Below are 16,444 nucleotides of genomic sequence, written 5' to 3'. Positions count from 1 at the left end.
TTCGCGGCTCAAGCGCCGCTCCTACGGTGAATGGTAAGCGATGGCATGCTGCACCGTTGATCTGAATGCCGGTTTCATAAATAACAGGATTTAAAAAAACGTTGGGCCGATCTTTGCTAGCATGAGGTCGTTGCCAGTTCCGGAGAGTTGCGGTACGCATCCTCTAATCGCCAACCCTGTCATCATGGATGAAATGCTATGACGGAAAAACGCACCCTCCCCACCTCGACGATTCTGCTTCCGGTTTTTATTCCGGCTGTGGTGGTATCGCTTCTGCTGATTATCGGCACCATCAGTGATCCGGAACGGGCTGGCGAAGCCTTTAACGCGGCGCAGGCCTGGATCACCTCGAATTTCGGCTGGTTTTACATGCTGTCGGTGGCGCTGTTCCTGATCTTTATCGTCGGTGTGGCGATGAGCCGCTGGGGCAATATCAAGCTGGGGCCGGATCATTGCGAGGCGGAGTATTCATTCCCGGAATGGTTCGCCATGCTGTTTTCCGCCGGTTACGGCATCGCCTTGCTGTTCTTCGGGGTGGCGGAGCCGGTGTTGCATTATGCGGAGCCCCCGGCCGGGGCTGCAGAAACCGTGGATGCGGCCAAGCAGGCCATGCAGATTGCCTTTTTCCACTGGGGTTTTCATATCTGGGCGATTTACGGCCTGGTGGGTCTGGTGATGGCGTACTTTGCCTTTCGTCATGGTTTGCCGTTGTCCATGCGCTCGGCGTTCTACCCCCTGATTGGTGAACGAATTTACGGGCCGATCGGTCATGCCATCGATGTGTTTGCGATTCTTGGCACCATGTTCGGTATCGCCACCACCCTGGGTTTGTCCGCCGCACAGATCAACGCGGGGCTGAACTATCTGTGGGGTGTGCCGGTGGCCACCTGGGTGCAGATCACTGCCATTGCCATTGTCACCGCACTGGCCACCGTGTCTGTGGTGGCAGGGATGGACAAGGGTGTGAAGCGCCTGTCGATTCTGAACATGGTGTTGGCCGTGGCCCTGATGGCGTTTGTGTTTGTGGTGGGGCCGACGATTCATATTCTGGAAAGTTTTCTGCAGAACACGGGCAGCTACTTAAGCGGCATTGTCGAGCGTACCTTCAACCTGCAGGCCTATACCCACAGCGACTGGATCGGTAACTGGACCCTGTTTATCTTCGGCTGGACCATCGCCTGGGCGCCCTTTGTCGGGCTGTTTATTGCCAAGATCAGTCGTGGCCGTACTATCCGCGAGTTTGTGGTGGGGGTGATGCTGGTGCCGTCCCTGTTCACCTTCCTGTGGTTCTCCGTATTTGGCGATACCGCGCTGAACATGATCATGAATGAGGGGGTGACCACCCTGGTCGGAGATGTGCAGACCGACAAGGCAGTGGCCCTGTTCAAGTTGTTTGATGAACTGCCATTGTCGTCGTTTATTTCCTTTCTGGCGGTGCTGTTGATTATCACCTTCTTTGTGACGTCTTCGGATTCCGGCTCCCTGGTAGTGGACTCGCTGGCTTCCGGCGGGGTGCTGAACACGCCGGCCTGGCAGCGGATTTTCTGGGCGGTGCTGGAGGGGACCATTGCGTCGGTGTTGTTGCTGGCTGGTGGCTTGCAGGCGCTGCAGACCATGACCATTGCCAGCGCCTTGCCCTTTGCCATCATTATTATTCTGGCTGCCGTGGGCATGTGGCGGGCGTTGGTGATTGAGGGGCATCGCGAAACCAGCTTGCAAATGCATATGGCGACGCGCCGTCACCTGACCGGTTCCCAGTGGCGCCATCGTCTGAAAGGCATGATGGACTTCCCTGGCCGCGACAATGTGGAAAGCTTCATTCGCGGTAAAGCCATGCAGAGCATGGAAAAGGTGGTCAAAGAGATGAAGGAGTCCGGCTGGGATGCCAGGGTGGTGTTCGATGAGAGCCTGATCCGTGCCGAACTGCAGGTGGAACGTGAAGGGCATGTGGGCTTTGTCTATGACATCCGCCTGGTCAGCCAGCCGGTGCCCGGCTTCGTAACGGCCGGGGGCGCTTCCACGGTGATGAAAGAGGAAAACTATTACCGGGCGGAAGTGTTCCTGCGTCGCGGTGGCCGTTCCTATGATGTGTTCGGTTATGACGAGGATGACATCATTCGCGATATTCTCGACCAGTTCGAAAACTACCTGCATTTCCTGGATCTCACTCCGGGCAAACTGCCCTGGGAAATGGGTGAGCACGATGACCTGCTGCATCCGCCGGAGGATGAAGGGAAAGAAGATCGGTAAGTCTGATACTGTCGGTAAAGAAGGCCGGCAGTTTTGTAGGGGCTATGCTTGCATGGCGAAAGGTGTTCGGGTTCGCCATGCGAGCATGGCTCCTACGGTGGTTTGAATAGACGCGTGAGCGGCGGTCAGGAGGGACGCCGCTGCTTGGCCAGTTTCTCCAGCCACATCAGGGTATCCACCTGGGTGACCAGGTGATCCAGGTAGGCGGGGGAAAGATCGCGCAGGGTTTCCAGGGCGCTTGTGACCAGACGGTGGGAATTGAGCGGGCCGGCGTCGCTGGGGGTCTGATGGATAGCCTGAGCGATGCGTTGGCGTTTGCGCTGACTTTGCTGTGTGGCGCGGACCTGACGCAGGGCTTTCAGCTCCCGTGGGCCGCTATTGTCTGTCGGCGTTGCCGGAGTAGTGATGCCGTGCCGGGCCAGTACGCTTTGTTCCTGCTGGCGTAGCAGGGCGGTCATCGGGTCTCTGTGGTCGTCGTCTTCCTGGGGTGTCTGGTTGGCATAGCAGGCGTGCAGGGCGGCAAACGCAGAAGGGTCTTGCTGCCGTTGACGGGCGCGCAGATGGCGCAGCAGTGCTTTCAGATCCCCTTTCTCCCGCATGGCGGCCACGGGCTTACTCAGCGCCTCCTCGGCCAGTTGCGCATCCACCCGGGCACTCTCGGCCTGAAACGCTTGCTGAAACTCTTCCAGCGCTGTGGCCAGCCGTGTCAGCGGCGTGGGGCTGACACGTGTCAGGGTGCCAAGACGCTCGGCCTGGGCTTCCAGGTAGCGAAAGCGAACCGGGGCAAAGCGGGCTGCGCCCTGATCGCGCAGGCTCGCCAGCTGTTCGGTCATGGCACTGAGCGAGGGAGTGTTGAGGCTAGGAGCATCAGCCATTGCCGTCGGCTCCTTCTGCCTGGCTGGCATGCTGGGCGGTACTGACCTTGGCGCCCTGGCGGGGCACGGTGGTCAGTTCTACCCGGCGGTTCTGGGCCCGGGTGGTATCGCTGTCGTTGGGCACCACCGGCTGGTGGGGGCCGAAGGCGGCGGCGAACACCTGGTCGGCGGGCATGCCCTGGTTGATCAGGGTGCGCGTTACGGTGAGCGCCCGCTGGGCAGACAGGCCCCAGTTGTCCTGGTAGCGGCGGTTGCCGCGCTGGATCGGCAGATCATCGGTGAAGCCGCTGACCATCAACAGTTCGTCGTGCTGATCCAGAAACACCTGCAGCGGCTTGGCCAGATCGCGCAGCAGTTCCTCGCCCTCCGGCTGTAGCTGGTCCGAGTTGAGCTGGAACAACACGCTGCCGCTGATGCCGATGCGGCCATCGCGGAAGGTGACCCGGCCACTGGCCAGGGGATCGGCCAGCGCCTCTTCCAGGGCCTGGCGGCGCTGCTCTTCGGCCACCCGCCGGGCCTTTTCCTCTTCCAGTGACTGGCTCAGCTCCAGCTGAATGCCGATGACCCACACCAGCACCAGCACCAGAATGCCCACCAGGGCAGCCATCAGGTCCGAGAAGATGGCCCAGACGGATGAGCTGTCGCTGTCGTGAAGATCGTCCATCAGTTGACCTCGCTGGTCGGGCGTTCTTCGCTGTGGGTGTCGCTGCCGTTGGCGCCGCTGTTGGCGTTATTGAGCGTACCGAGGGCGTCGATCACTTCCTTCTGCGAGGCCATGCTCAGTTCGATTACCTCGCGGGCCTGCTCCACGTAGTAGTTGAGCTGTTCGTCGGCCCGGGCGGAGGACTGCTCCAGACGGCTTTCCACCTGTTGCAGGTTGTCCAGCAGCTTGTCGTTGGCGTCGCTGAACACCTGCACGGCGGTGGCGAAGGCATCGCTGAGGCTGGCCACTTCAGCGGCGCTACCGGACACATCGCCGGCCACCTGGTCGAGCTGCTCGCTCTGGGCGCTGACCTGTTGGGCGAAGGTATCGCTGACCTGGGTCAGGGTGTCGCTGGCGGTGGTGATCAGGGTTTCGATGGCATCCCGTTGGGCGCCAGCCGCATCGCGCTGGCCGCTGAGCAGGGTGTCCAGCTCGGCCATGATGCGGCGGCGCTCTTCCAGCAGTTCGTTGTCCCGTTCGCTGCTGCGGGTCATTTCCTCGCGCAGGCGGCTAATCACTTCCGCCGCCGCTTTCGGGGTTTCCGAAGCAGTCTCGATCAGGCGGGTCATGGGCGCTTCCAAGGCGGTGCCCAGTCGGCCCAGGTGCTCGCTGACGGTACCTTCCAGCTGTGCCAGCCGCTCACTGGCGGCCTCGCTGCGGCCGGCTTCTGCGTCACGCAGGGCAATCAGTTCCTCGCGCACGGTGGCCACCAGGGTCTCCAGGCCGGTTTTCTGGCCGTCCAGCAGGCCGGTGGCGCTGTCCTGGAAATGGCTGTTGTGCTCGCTCAGGGCGCTGCGCAGTTCGCTGATCAGGGTGGTGCCGGAGGCCTGCTGCGCGTCGATGCCGTCGCGCCACTGGGCGGCGGCCTGATCGCTGACTTCACGGAATTGGCCGGTGACGGCGGTGAGCTGCTCTTCGCTGGTGCGGGCCAGTTGCTGCTGGGTCTCGCGCACTTCCTGCAGCAGGCTGTGGCCGGTGTCCTTCTGCTCGGCCAGGCCCTGTTGCCACTGTTGCAGGGCCTGCTCGCTGGCGCTGCGGAATTGCTCGGCGATGGCGGCTAGTTGCTGTTCGCTGGCGTTGCCCAGCTCTGCCTGGGTGCTGCGCATCTGTTCGAGCAGCTGGCTGCTGTTGTCCCGGAACTGATCGTGATGAGCGGCCAGGGAGGTGCTGATATCGCTGACCAGGCGGGCGCTGGTCTGCTGATGCTGCTCAAGCCCCTGCTGCCAGTGTTGGGCAGCGGATTCGGTGGTCTGGTGGAACCGTTCGGTGAGGGTGGCAAGCTGCTTTTCGGTGATGGCGTTGAGCGTTTCGTGGGTGCCCTGCACCTGCTGGCTGAGGTCGGCCAGGGATTGCTTCATGATCGGCTGGATGTTTTCCACCGCCAGGCGGCTGCTGTCCGCCAGGGTTTCCTTCAGCGACTGGCTGACGGAATCCGCCAGGGTGCGGTACTGGTCGGTGAGGGTGTGGTGGAAATCCTGCTGGTTGCGGGTCAGGGACTCGCTGAGCTGTTCGCCCATCTGTTCCATGCGCCCGGTGAGCCCCTGCAGGGCGCTGACCAGCTCCGGGAAGATGCGGGATTGATCCTGCAGGGCGGTGTAGGCGGACTGGCGCTGGTGATCCAGGGAGAAGGCATGCAGTTCCAGGTCCACCCGGTCGTCCAGCTTGCGCGATACGGTCATGCGGTCGCGGCGGCACAGGGCGGCGCTGAGGCCCAGCATGGCAGAGGCGGCCACACCGGCAATGGAGGTGCCGAAGGCCAGGCTGAGCCCGGCGATGGGGGCGGCCAGGGCGCTGCGGATGGCGGTGAGTTCGCTGCTGCCATCCAGGGCGGTGGCGGCCCCTTGCAGGGTGACGATCATGCCCACGAAGGTGCCCAGCAGGCCCAGCATCACCAGCAGGCCGGTGAGGTAGGGGGTCAGCTGGGGGCCGGGCAGGGGCGCCGGGTGGCCATCGATGCGGCGGTGTACCGCGTGGCGCAGGCTGCCGGGCAGGGCCTTGAGCCAGTGAGTCAGGCCATCGCGGCTTTCCGGCAGGTCATCGAGCTGCCGGTCCAGGGTGGCGGTGGTGCGGCGAAAGCGCACCAACTCGGCAAAGCCCAGGGTATAGGCGGCGGCGATGATCAGGGTCACGGTCAGGGCCACCGGGTTGCTCAGAAAGGTGGCGGCGATCCAGACCACGGCAATGGCGCCGAGGAGAAAGGGGACAGCAAAAAGAAAGCGTCTCATACGGTCTTGCTTACCTCGTTATGGGTGGACTGGTTGCCCGTCGCATCGGCGACAAGGGCGTCCAGCAGGCCGAGTATGGGTTCCTGGCGGGCGTCCAGCTCGGCAAGTAACAGCAGTTGCAGTTCACGCCGGAACTGGCTCAGCCACCCCTGTGGGGTGAGCCAGTCCTCGACGGTATGAAAGGGATCACGGGTGTCCCAGAGGGTGCGATAGCGTTTTTCCAGAAAGCCGGGCAGGGCGCCGAAGCAGTGGCGCACGTAGCCGCTCAGGCTTTGTTCAAACACCGCATCCAGTTCCGCCAGCCGGGCCATGGCCTGGCTGTGGCCGATGAGGAGACGGCGGGACCGCTGGCGCAGGTTGCTGAGCCCGGCAATCATCTGCCGTTGATGGGCCTGATAAAAGCGTTCGTAGGCGCCAAAGGTGGGGCGCTTGTCGGCCTGGGCGTCGCCCTTGAGCGGCGGCAGGGGAATCACCGAGGCGGCCTTTTCTCCGGCAAAGCTGCGGCTCAGGTGGGCCAGCAGGGTGTCGCGGGTCTTCAGCAGGTCCGCCTGCAGGCGCTCGGTGGCGTCCGGCCTGGCCTCGAAGGGGCCTTTGGGGCGGTATTGATTGGCGCCGTCCAGAGAGATGGCATCGGACAGATCGAACAGCCGTCCCAGGCGCTCGGCAAAGTCCCCGTGGCTATCCCGGGCTGCCTTGCGATCCAGCTGCGTCAGCAGCGTCACCAGACGGCTGCCGGCGGGGCCGGATGGTGCGGGTGTGTGCGTCCTATGCATACTCTTGGTTATCCATACTGCAGGGCGTTCTGGAGCGAGCCGGCCATTCTAATCGGGAAAGGGCGGGGATGATAATGCGTCTGTCGGTTGCGCGCTGCTGGCGATGACGGGGTTGGGGTGGTGAAATAGGTTCAGGTTCCGTGGCGAGCTGCCCGCAGGGTGAAAGGGGGGGAGCAATTCGCTATCGGAGCCTGTCGGCCAAAGGAGAAACCGGACATGGAAAAAACACTGATAATAGCGGCGATGCTGTTTCTCGCCGGTTGCCAGCCCATGCCGAGTAGCGACCGGGACAAATATGGCTGCCTGGGGTCTGCGGGGTATCAGTGGTGCCCCGCCAACGACAGCTGTGAACGGCCCTGGGAGTTGGCACAAGAGCAGGGCTTTGAGCGAAGCCAGGCGGCCTTTGACGAGTACTGCAGCGGTTAGTTGCAACCCTGAGACAAGACGATGTCAGTCGTCCTGCGGGTCGTTGCTGTCCATGTTGCGCGAGGCGGTGCGGGCGTCTTCCAGGGCGGCAAATTGTTCGGAAATCAGCGAGCCCACTTCCTGATTGACCTTGCGAATGGTGTCGTACACCAAGCCGATGGTTTTACGCTGTTTGTCTCTCAGGTTGCCGGCCTTTTCTTCGAACAGTCCAAGCTTTTCCAGCGCGTCGAAGGGCAGCCCGGCGATGTGCTGGTGCACCTCTTCCACGGTGGTGGCGCCGTCTTCAATGGCTTCCTGAATCATGTCTTTGAGCAGTTCTGCCCGTTCAACGTTTTTCTTCATTATTGGTCCGCAACGCCCATGGGTGAGTGGAATGCTCTTGGCAATGTAACGGAATCCACGGGTTACGGCCAGATTTCAGGCGGCCTGGGTGACCGATTGGCCGACGTAATAAACCGTTACCACGCATCGCCTTGACCAGGGCGGAACAATGGGGCCAATCTGGAAGCGGATTCATGCAGAGACTTGCAAGGAGTCATACCGTGGAAAATGCAAAACAGATGCTGGCCGATATCAAGGGCAAGCTGGATGAACTGGAAACAGAACTGGAGCAACTGGAGGCCCGGGGCGTCGGTTCCAGTGGTGATTCCAGTACCGAAGCGGAACGTCACCAGCTGGCCCTGCAGGATGTGCTCACCGATTTGCAGCAGCGCATTGATGAATACCATGAACTGGCCGACATGGATGCGGATGGCCAGGGCAACTGGCAGCAACTGGATCGCGACCTGATGGATCTGGACAAGGATCTTTACGGCGCTAACTGATTGCCGGATTGCTGTTTTGCTACTGCCGTGCTTGCCCGGCGTGCCACAGGAATCTTTTCACTCGCTGTTGTGGGCAGGTGATTAGCCGGAGGTGAAGGACTGAACCTTTGACTTTTGCTGGCTGATGTTCCCCGCTATTCTTGCGCCCTCCATGGACGGACGGTGTTGTGATGACTCTCAAACCACTTAGTGGCGTGCTGCTGCTGCAATCCCTGCGCAAACATCTGGGTTTTTTCTGCATTCTCTTTTTTATGGGGCTGGCATTCGCGTCCGTGGGTGTGGGCCTGCTGGTGTGGGCGCACTCCCCGGGAGACTGGGGGTTGTTGTTGTTTGCGTCGTTGTTTGCGTTGATCGGCTTCGGCGTGTTGATCATGGCGTTTGTTACCACTTACAGCAGCGTGGGTTATTACTACGAGCGTGCCCTGTTGAAAGAATACGGCATTAATATCGATGGCCGGGTGGTGGGGGTTCAGCAATATAACCAGCCCGAAGACGGGGAAGAAACTTTGTGGCTGATGACCTTCGAATATCACCATCAGGGCTTGCGCTATGAAGTGGATGCCATGCTGCCCGGTGAGCAATGGGCGGATAAGCTACCGCAGCAGCAATGGCTGCCACTGCGGTTTCTCAAGCCCCGCCCGCAGGTGGCGGAACCCCGTTGGCGAAAACTGAAAAACCAGCTCAAGCTGGACGGGGTTTGGAGTTAAAGGCCTTAAAGACAAAAGCGTTTTTTCACCACCGAGGGCACAGAGCTCACTGAGGAAAACCGTTTCTCCGGGGTATATGTAGGGTGGGTTAGCCGCAGGCGTTACCCACGGATTGCGCGTTTCTTGTGGATTACGTCTGCGGCTAATCCACCCTATACAAAAGCAAAGGTGATGGTTTTTCCTCAGTGAGCTCTGTGCCCTCTGTGGTAAAAATCGACTCCCCTACATCACCAGCAACTGCCCCAGCCCCAGCACCGCCACAAAGCCCACGCTGTAGGCCACCAACAGGTAGAGGAAATAGCGCAGGTAGCTGACGAAGGTCAGCACTTCCACCTTGCTCATGGCGATCACCCCGGCGGCGGAGCCGATGATCAGCAGGGAGCCGCCCACGCCCACCGAATAGGTCAGTGACAGCCATTCCGGCAGGGTCATGTCGATACCGGAATTGAGCAGGGCCGCGGTCAGTGGCACGTTGTCGAACAGGGCCGAGGCGATCCCCACCAGGAAGTTGGCGGCTACCGGGGGCATCACATCGTACAGGGCCGGGAAGTAGGCCAGCATGCCCAGCTCCTTGAGCATCCCCACCAGCAGTAGTACCCCGAGGAAAAACAGCAGGGTGTCGAACTCGATCTTGCGGATGTATTCCAGCACCGGTTCGTCCTTGTTGAGGAACTGCACTACCAGAAACATCAGTGACAGCCCGAACAGGAAGCACAGCACCGGCGGAATGCCAAAGGCCACATTGGCACCGATAGTGCCGAGGATGGTGGCGAAGAACAGTATCGCGATGACCTTGTCGCCTCGATCAATCACGGTTTCCTGTTTCTGGATCTGTACCTCGCCGCTGAGCCCCAGCGACAGCATGCCGGCCAGTACGGCAACCGCGCCGGCGGCGGGCAGGCTGAGCAGGAGAAGGTCGGGGATTTCCACCTTGTCCGCCAGAAAGATCATCAGCGTGGTCACGTCGCCGGTGATCAGCGCAGTACCGCCTGCGTTCACCGAGAACACCACCAGGACCACATAGCGCAGCAGCTTTTCCGCCGGTAGCTTCAGGTTCGTCAGCACGGCAATACACACCAGGGTGGCGGTGATGTTGTCAGCCAGGGAGGAGAACAGGAACGCGAACAGACCGGTGAGCAGCATCAGCTTGCGTTCGCTGATGCGAGTGGGTAGCAGGCGGTTGACGATGCTGTCGATAATGCCCTTGCCGGACAGGTACGCCACAAAGGTCATGGCGGCCATCAGGAACAGCCACAGGGTGGCGATATCCAGCAGGTTTTCGTCCAGCCGTTCCATCAGGATGTCGTGGCTCAGATGGGCCGGCGGGGCGATAAAATACAGCAGCCAGGCCAGGGAGCCGAAGAACAGGGTGGTCTTGGCCTTGTCGATGTGGACCATGTCTTCGACGACGATGGACAGAAAACCCAGTGCTACCAAAATCAGTAAAACGGTGCTCATGACGGGCCTCTCTCACGGCAGGGAGGTGTTGAGGGTGAGGGCGGCGGTATTCTAGGCCTTTTGTGAACTGGGTTCACCACTAGTCCCGCTTTATTTACTGTGAACGCCCCGGGCCTGAAAAAAATCCCCATGAAAGAGCAAATTTGCTGCCTTGCCCCTTTAAATTAATGCGAATAATTCGCATTATTGTGTCTTGAAGTTTTTGGGTGCCCCTGTGACTGGTGCCTGTTCACTTGCCGTTACACGATATTCGAGGAATTCCATGCTGTCCCGCGTCTCTACCGGGGGCCTGTTGCTGGCCTCTCTGCTGCTCTCTGCCTGCAGTGATGAACCCGCTGCCACGCCAGCACCGGCCTACGACGAGGCCCGTGCCCGGCTGGTGATCAATCACTATGCCGACCTGGCGCTGGCTGCCTACAGCGATGCCCTGAGCGAGGCTCGCGAACTGCGTGGGCAGATTGATGCCCTGCTGGCGCAACCCAATGCAGAGACTCTTGCAGCAGCCCGACAGGCCTGGCGCGATGCCCGGGTGCCTTACATGCAGACGGAAGTCTTCCGTTTCGGCAATGCCGTGGTGGATGAATGGGAGGGGCAGGTAAATGCCTGGCCGCTGGATGAAGGCCTGATTGATTACGTGGCCGACGATTATCAGGCGGTGATGGGTAACCCGGGCGCCCGAGCCAATATCATTGCCAGTCAGTCATTGAAGATTGGCGAACAGCAGCTGGATCTGAGTGAGCTGGATGCCGATCTGCTGGCCAGCCTGAACGAGCTGGGCGGGTCCGAGGTGAATGTGGCCACCGGCTATCACGCCATCGAATTTCTGCTCTGGGGGCAGGACCTGAATGGCACCGATGCTGGTGCCGGCGAACGCCCGGCCACGGATTTTGCTACCGGTGAGGCTGCCACCGGTGGCCACAACGACCGTCGTCGCGACTACCTGACCGTGGTGACCGATCTGTTGATCAGTGATCTGGAAGCCATGGTGGCTGAATGGCAGCCGTACCAGGACAACTATCGCGCCGACCTGGCGGCAGACAGTGTGGAAAACGGCCTGCGCAAGATGTTGTTCGGTATGGGCAGCCTGTCCCTGGGCGAGCTGGCCGGTGAGCGCATGAAGGTGGCCCTGGCCGCCCATTCGCCGGAAGACGAGCATGATTGCTTCAGTGACAACACTCACTTTTCCCATTTCTATAACGGCAAGGGTATCGAGAATGTCTATCTGGGGGAGTACCAGCGGGTAAACGGTGACACCGTCAGCGGCCCGTCCCTCAGTGATCTGGTAGCTGCCAGCGAACCGCAGTTGGATGAGGCCCTGAAAGCCGATCTGAACGCCAGTGAGGCGGCCTTGCAGACGTTGGTCGACAGTGCCGCCAGCGGCGTGCATTTCGATCAACTGATCGCGCCGGGCAATGCCGAGGGTGCTGCCACGGTGAACGGGGCCATTGATGCCCTGGTGGAACAGACCACCCGCATCGAAAAGGCGGCCCTGGTACTGGATATCCAGGCCCTGAATCCGGACACCGCCAACCATAGTTTCTGAAAAATCGTGATTAACAGTGACAGGGCAGCGAAGGGTTGCTGCCCTTGCTGAGCCTGCATGCGTGGCCCCTGTGGCTGCGCTATCAAGATAGAAGGATATTCATACCTTGCGTTATCTCCTGCTGACTCTGGCCATTCTGCTGACCGCCTGCGACCAGGGTCCGAGCTTTACCGAAGCGGAGCCCGGCGAGCACCTGTCGGCCGGCGAAGGCACGGTTACCAAGACCGACCAGAACGCTTTTTCCCTGCCGCTGGCCAACCTGTCGCCGTCGCGGCGGCTGGATTTCAGTGTCGGTAATAGTTTCTTTCGCAATCCCTGGGTGATTGCCCCGGCGTCCACCGATGCCCGGGACGGCCTGGGCCCACTGTTCAACACCAACGCCTGCCAGAACTGTCATATCAAGGATGGTCGCGGCCATCCGCCGGCCCCGGACGCCAAGCAGGCGGTGTCCATGCTGGTACGCCTGTCGGTGCCTGCCAGTGCCACCGATGACCTGAGCCGCAGCGGTCTGGTGCCCGAGCCTAACTACGGTGGCCAGTTCCAGGATGCGGCCATCCCCGGGCTATCGCCGGAAGGTCGGGTGCGGGTCAGCTATGAGCCGCAGACGATGACCTTTGCCGATGGTCACCAGGTGGAACTGCGCAAACCGCGTCTGGCGTTTTCCGATCTGGCCTATGGGGACATGCACCCCGCTACCCTGTATTCCGCCCGTGTTGCGCCACCGATGATCGGCCTGGGCTTTTTGGAAGCGATTCCCGACGCCGATCTGCTGGCCCACGCCGATCCCCATGACGAGGACGGTGATGGTATCAGCGGCCGCGCCAACCGGGTCTGGGATCGTGCCACAGGCACCACGGCCATGGGCCGGTTCGGCTGGAAGGCCGGTCAGCCCAGCCTGCGACAGCAGAATGCGGAAGCCTTTGCCAACGACATGGGGCTCAATAGTCACCTGGTAACGACGGATTCCTGCGCGCCCAGCCAGACCGATTGCCTGGCTATGCCCAATGGTGGCGAGGTGGAAGTCAGCGACAGCATCATGGACAGCGTGCTGTTTTATACCCGCAATCTGGCGGTCCCGGCCCGCCGTAATGTGGATGACCCGCAGGTACTGAAAGGCAAATCGTTATTCCACCAGGCCAACTGTCAGGGCTGCCATGTGCCCAGCTTTACCACCGGCGCCGATGCGGCAGAACCGGAGCTGGCCAACCAGACCATCCGCCCCTATACCGACCTGTTGCTTCATGATGTCGGCCCGGGTCTGGCCGATGGGCGTCCGGAATTCCTGGCCAATGGGCAGGAATGGCGTACCCCGCCGCTATGGGGCATTGGCCTTACTGAGGCGGTGAACGGGCACACCCAGTTCCTCCACGACGGTCGGGCCCGTAACCTGATGGAAGCGATTCTCTGGCACGGTGGCGAAGCCGCCGGCTCCCGGGACACGGTGCTCACCTTCGACGCCGAGCAGCGCGCTGCGCTGTTGGCTTTCCTGAATTCGCTGTAACCCTGTTGGCTTTCATTCTGAGGTTTCCATGCAACGCCTGATAGTGCTGATTACCACCCTGATGCTGGCTGCCTGCAGTGATCCGCGCCAGCAGGTCACCACGCAACTGGCCGATCAGGTGCTGCTGCCTGCGCACCAACAGTGGCAAAGTCGCAACATGACCCTGCTGGACAGCACCCGGGCCTGGTGCAGTGGCGATCAGGAACTGGCCAGCCTGAAGCAGGCATTCCACCAGAGCCAGTCTGCCTGGTCCCGCCTGCAGCCTTTGATGGTCGGGCCATTGTCCGAGGGCAATCGTAGCTGGCAGGTCCAGTTCTGGCCGGACAAGCGAAATATGGTGGCGCGCCAGACCGAGGACTTGCTGGACGAATTTACCGATCTGACCCAGCTGCAACTGGAAGGTGCCAGTGTGGTGGTACAGGGGCTGACGGCGTTTGAATATATGCTCTTCGATGAGCAGACGGCTGTCACTGAAAACCGAGACCGCTACTGCCCGTTGCTGACGGGCATTGCCCGTCACCAGTTGACCTTGTCTGATCAGGTGCTTGCCCTTTGGCAGCAGCCCGAAGGAATGCTGGATAAGCTCACGAGCTTCCCCAATGCGCGTTACGCCAATGCGGATGAGGCTCTGGGTGGCATCCTGCGTGTTCAGGTCACCGGCGTTGATACCCTGAAGAAAAAGCTGGGTACGCCCATGGGCCGGCTCAACAGCGGCGTGCCGCAACCCTATCAGGCGGAAGCCTGGCGCAGCCGTCATTCCACGGAAAACCTGCAGGCCTCCCTGGCGGGCGCCCAGGCGGTGTGGGAGCGGGTCCGTTCCCTGGTAGGGGATGCCGGACTGGTGGCTGATATCGACCAGGCCTACAAGACAATCCGTGACCAGTTGGAAGCCTTGCCGGCGCCGTTGATGGAACTGGTGCAGGACCCGACCCGCCAGGCGCAGTTGCAGTCGCTGTATCAGAACCTGGATGCCCTGGAAACGCTGCAGCAAGACGATCTGGCCCGGCACCTGGGCATCCAGATCGGCTTCAACGCCAACGACGGCGACTAGATTTCTACGAAGCCGCGTAGGAGCACCGCTTGAGGTGCGAACCGCGTCAGCGGAAATCGTCCGCAGGGCGATCAGGTGTTTCAGAGACGGATAAGGCCGCCCGGACATCATTGCAGTAAACATGCATTGCTCCCGCCGCGCTGATGCGCGGTTTGCACCTCAAAGGGTGCTTCTTCAGCAGGATTTAGCAATTTTTGGGGAAGTCCGTTATGCCACTGACACGACGACAATTACTGGGCGTTGGTGCGGCGGTAGCCGGCACCGCCGCCCTGGGCGGCTGGACCGTCTGGTCCGGGCGAGGCCAATCGCCGCTGCTATTGTCCGCCCGCAATGATGATGCTGGCCAGCATTATGCGGTCGGTTATTTTCTCGATGGTCTGCGCGCTTTTGCGACTCCGGTGACGGAGCGTTGCCACGACATTTGCCGGCATCCTTTCCTGCCTCTTGCCTTGTTTGTGGGGCGTCGTCCGTCCCGGGAAAGCTACCTGGTCGATCTGCGTGACGGCACTCTTCTGCAGACCCTGCACAGCCAGCCGCAACGGCATTTCTACGGTCACGCTGTCTTCCACAACAGTGGCCGGTGGCTTTACGCCACGGAAAACGATACCCGTGAACCGGGACGCGGCGTGCTGGGCCGCTATCGGCTGGATAGCACCCGTCTGCAGCTAATCCATGACGGCGAGGTGTCCAGCCATGGTGTGGGCCCGCATCAACTTGCCTGGTTGCCGGACGGCGAATCCCTGGTGATTGGTAACGGCGGTATTCGTACCGAAGGCGGCAGCCGGAAGGAAATGAATTTACCGGCCATGGCGCCGAGCCTGGTGATCATGGATCGCCAGGGTGAGCTGCTCAGTAAAGAAACCCTGCCGCAGCAGAAAAACAGTATTCGGCATCTGGCCGTGGCCAGTGACGGCACCGTGATCACCGGCCAGCAATACCACGGCCCGGCCTGGGACAAGGTGCCATTACTGGCCATCAAGCGCCCCGGTGAGGCATATCACCCTTTCCCGGTGAGTGAATCGCAACTGGCGATAATGAACCAGTACACCGCCAGCATTGCCATCCACAGCGAAAAAAGACTGGTGGCAATGACCGCCCCGCGCGGCAACCGTTTTTTCATCTGGGATCTGGATAGTGCCGCCACCGTGGTGGATGCGCCCATGCCGGACTGTGCTGGAGTTGGTGCAGTACCCGGTGGTTTCGCGGTGACTTCCGGGCAGGGCAAATGCCGTTACTTCGACTGCACCGGCGGTGCAGTGCAAAGCCACTGGCTGACACTGCCTGATGGCTGGTGGGATAACCATCTCTGGCTAGGGTGATCGGTTTCTTCAGCAAGCAAGAGAGATTGATGGCGGGAGGGGAGTAAAACTCTTCGTTTTGCGAGCAACGCTCCAACAGCGGGTTTCTGACCAGCATCCGTGCCCCGTTGGAGCCTTGCTCGCAAGGCGAAGTTCTATCGTCTGTTTCAATCGTGCCAGTTGGATACCTTGCCGGAGCAGACCCAGTCCTTGGAGCCTTTTTCTACCCCGATCCAGTTATAGGTATAGCGGCCATTGGCGTTGCTGGTAGACCAGCTCTTGGTGTTGCCTGCTGAAATGCCGGAAGCGCCGCAATCTTCGGAACCGTTATCGCGCTCATTGCAGAAACGGGCATAAATACGGTTGTTGCAGGTGTTGCGGAAGGTGACGGTAAAGCGTCCCTCGGTGTACTGGCTCCATTTTGTGTCGTGCACTTCCATGCAGGGGCCGCCGCGGCTGTTGCGGCCATCCCAGCAGGTGTCGTCGTCAAGGCTGGAATAATAGTCGGCTACGGCAAATTGCGAGGCGAGCAGTGCGGCAATGCCAAAGGTCCATTTCATGATCTTCCCCTTTTCTGTCCATCGGTTTGGCCCGGTGTGTCCTCAACCGGGAATCGTCGTTCCATTAAGGAGCCTCTGAAGAGCTTCTTGCATGCTCAGTCTTTCAGGCTGGCTCGCCCTCTCTGCCAAGGTAAAGAGGGGCGCAATATCGAAGGTGTGTGTCCACCCATCGAACGAGTGCGGGCCAGCCTGGAAGACCCGGAGGGCGCGGCCTGAAGGGCACATCCGCTGCGCTTTGTCGCTAGGAAAG

The 16,444-nt window shown here is 60.8% G+C and carries 15 protein-coding genes; 8 read left to right on the top strand and 7 right to left on the bottom strand.

Annotated elements, in window-relative coordinates; genetic code table 11:
• Positions 1–198 precede the first annotated feature (198 nt).
• A complete protein-coding gene (locus B3Q33_RS13450) occupies positions 199–2,250 on the top strand; it encodes a BCCT family transporter (protein WP_273010148.1) in 2,052 nt (683 codons plus the stop codon).
• A 125-nt stretch (positions 2,251–2,375) separates the two neighbouring features.
• On the opposite strand, the gene B3Q33_RS13445 is transcribed toward B3Q33_RS13450, so the two are convergent.
• From B3Q33_RS13445 to B3Q33_RS13430, 4 genes are read right to left on the bottom strand one after another with little or no spacing between them, the layout of a single operon-like run.
• Positions 2,376–3,125: a DUF2894 domain-containing protein gene (locus B3Q33_RS13445; RefSeq protein WP_273010149.1), complete on the bottom strand. Its 750-nt coding sequence runs from the start codon at positions 3,123–3,125 to the stop codon at positions 2,376–2,378.
• Entirely contained in the window at positions 3,118–3,789 is a 672-nt protein-coding gene (locus tag B3Q33_RS13440) for an OmpA family protein (RefSeq protein ID WP_272997207.1), read from the bottom strand. Before B3Q33_RS13440 ends, B3Q33_RS13445 begins: the two co-directional genes overlap by 8 nt.
• A complete protein-coding gene (locus B3Q33_RS13435; protein ID WP_273010150.1) occupies positions 3,789–6,053 on the bottom strand; it encodes a DUF802 domain-containing protein in 2,265 nt (754 codons plus the stop codon). The genes B3Q33_RS13440 and B3Q33_RS13435 overlap by 1 nt, the downstream gene beginning before the upstream one ends.
• A complete protein-coding gene (locus tag B3Q33_RS13430) occupies positions 6,050–6,826 on the bottom strand; it encodes a DUF3348 family protein (RefSeq protein ID WP_273010151.1) in 777 nt (258 codons plus the stop codon). The genes B3Q33_RS13435 and B3Q33_RS13430 overlap by 4 nt, the downstream gene beginning before the upstream one ends.
• A gap of 216 nt (positions 6,827–7,042) precedes the next feature.
• On the opposite strand from B3Q33_RS13430, the gene B3Q33_RS13425 reads away from it, so the two are divergent.
• Positions 7,043–7,252: a serine protease gene (locus tag B3Q33_RS13425; RefSeq protein WP_272997212.1), complete on the top strand. Its 210-nt coding sequence runs from the start codon at positions 7,043–7,045 to the stop codon at positions 7,250–7,252.
• 24 nt (positions 7,253–7,276) lie between these two features.
• Here B3Q33_RS13425 and B3Q33_RS13420 read toward each other — a convergent pair whose 3' ends face one another.
• Entirely contained in the window at positions 7,277–7,594 is a 318-nt protein-coding gene (locus tag B3Q33_RS13420; protein WP_272997214.1) for a hypothetical protein, read from the bottom strand.
• Positions 7,595–7,794: 200 nt separating this feature from the next.
• Here B3Q33_RS13420 and B3Q33_RS13415 point away from each other — a divergent pair, with 200 nt between their 5' ends.
• Together B3Q33_RS13415 and B3Q33_RS13410 are read left to right on the top strand one after the other, a co-directional pair.
• Positions 7,795–8,076, top strand: coding sequence for a hypothetical protein (locus tag B3Q33_RS13415; protein ID WP_232222023.1), 282 nt, complete (start codon positions 7,795–7,797; stop codon positions 8,074–8,076).
• Positions 8,077–8,246: 170 nt separating this feature from the next.
• Positions 8,247–8,783 carry a hypothetical protein gene (locus B3Q33_RS13410; RefSeq protein WP_286828033.1) on the top strand — a complete coding sequence of 179 codons (537 nt, stop codon included), beginning with the start codon at positions 8,247–8,249 and terminating at the stop codon, positions 8,781–8,783.
• A gap of 222 nt (positions 8,784–9,005) precedes the next feature.
• On the opposite strand, the gene nhaD is transcribed toward B3Q33_RS13410, so the two are convergent.
• Positions 9,006–10,241, bottom strand: a complete 1,236-nt coding sequence (gene nhaD, locus B3Q33_RS13405; RefSeq protein WP_035246130.1) for a sodium:proton antiporter NhaD — start codon at positions 10,239–10,241, stop codon at positions 9,006–9,008.
• 262 nt (positions 10,242–10,503) lie between these two features.
• On the opposite strand from nhaD, the gene B3Q33_RS13400 reads away from it, so the two are divergent.
• From B3Q33_RS13400 to B3Q33_RS13385, 4 genes are all read left to right on the top strand, one after another.
• On the top strand, positions 10,504–11,784 hold the full coding sequence (locus B3Q33_RS13400; RefSeq protein ID WP_286828032.1) for an imelysin family protein: 1,281 nt from the start codon (positions 10,504–10,506) through the stop codon (positions 11,782–11,784).
• A gap of 106 nt (positions 11,785–11,890) precedes the next feature.
• Entirely contained in the window at positions 11,891–13,285 is a 1,395-nt protein-coding gene (locus B3Q33_RS13395) for a di-heme oxidoredictase family protein (RefSeq protein ID WP_273010154.1), read from the top strand.
• Positions 13,286–13,313: 28 nt separating this feature from the next.
• A complete protein-coding gene (locus B3Q33_RS13390) occupies positions 13,314–14,336 on the top strand; it encodes an imelysin family protein (RefSeq protein WP_273010155.1) in 1,023 nt (340 codons plus the stop codon).
• 209 nt (positions 14,337–14,545) lie between these two features.
• Positions 14,546–15,655 (top strand): DUF1513 domain-containing protein, encoded by a 1,110-nt coding sequence (locus tag B3Q33_RS13385; protein ID WP_272962567.1) that lies wholly within the window; start codon positions 14,546–14,548, stop codon positions 15,653–15,655.
• Positions 15,656–15,801: 146 nt separating this feature from the next.
• Here B3Q33_RS13385 and B3Q33_RS13380 read toward each other — a convergent pair whose 3' ends face one another.
• On the bottom strand, positions 15,802–16,194 hold the full coding sequence (locus B3Q33_RS13380) for a hypothetical protein (RefSeq protein WP_035246135.1): 393 nt from the start codon (positions 16,192–16,194) through the stop codon (positions 15,802–15,804).
• Between the last annotated feature and the right edge of the window lie 250 nt (positions 16,195–16,444).

Origin of the sequence: Alcanivorax sp. UBA3183, from assembly GCF_002364155.1 — a bacterium.
Classification (GTDB): domain Bacteria; phylum Pseudomonadota; class Gammaproteobacteria; order Pseudomonadales; family Alcanivoracaceae; genus Alcanivorax; species Alcanivorax jadensis.
The sequence above is the reverse complement of the archived record's forward strand: the minus strand, read 5'-3'. Positions and strand labels throughout refer to the sequence as shown.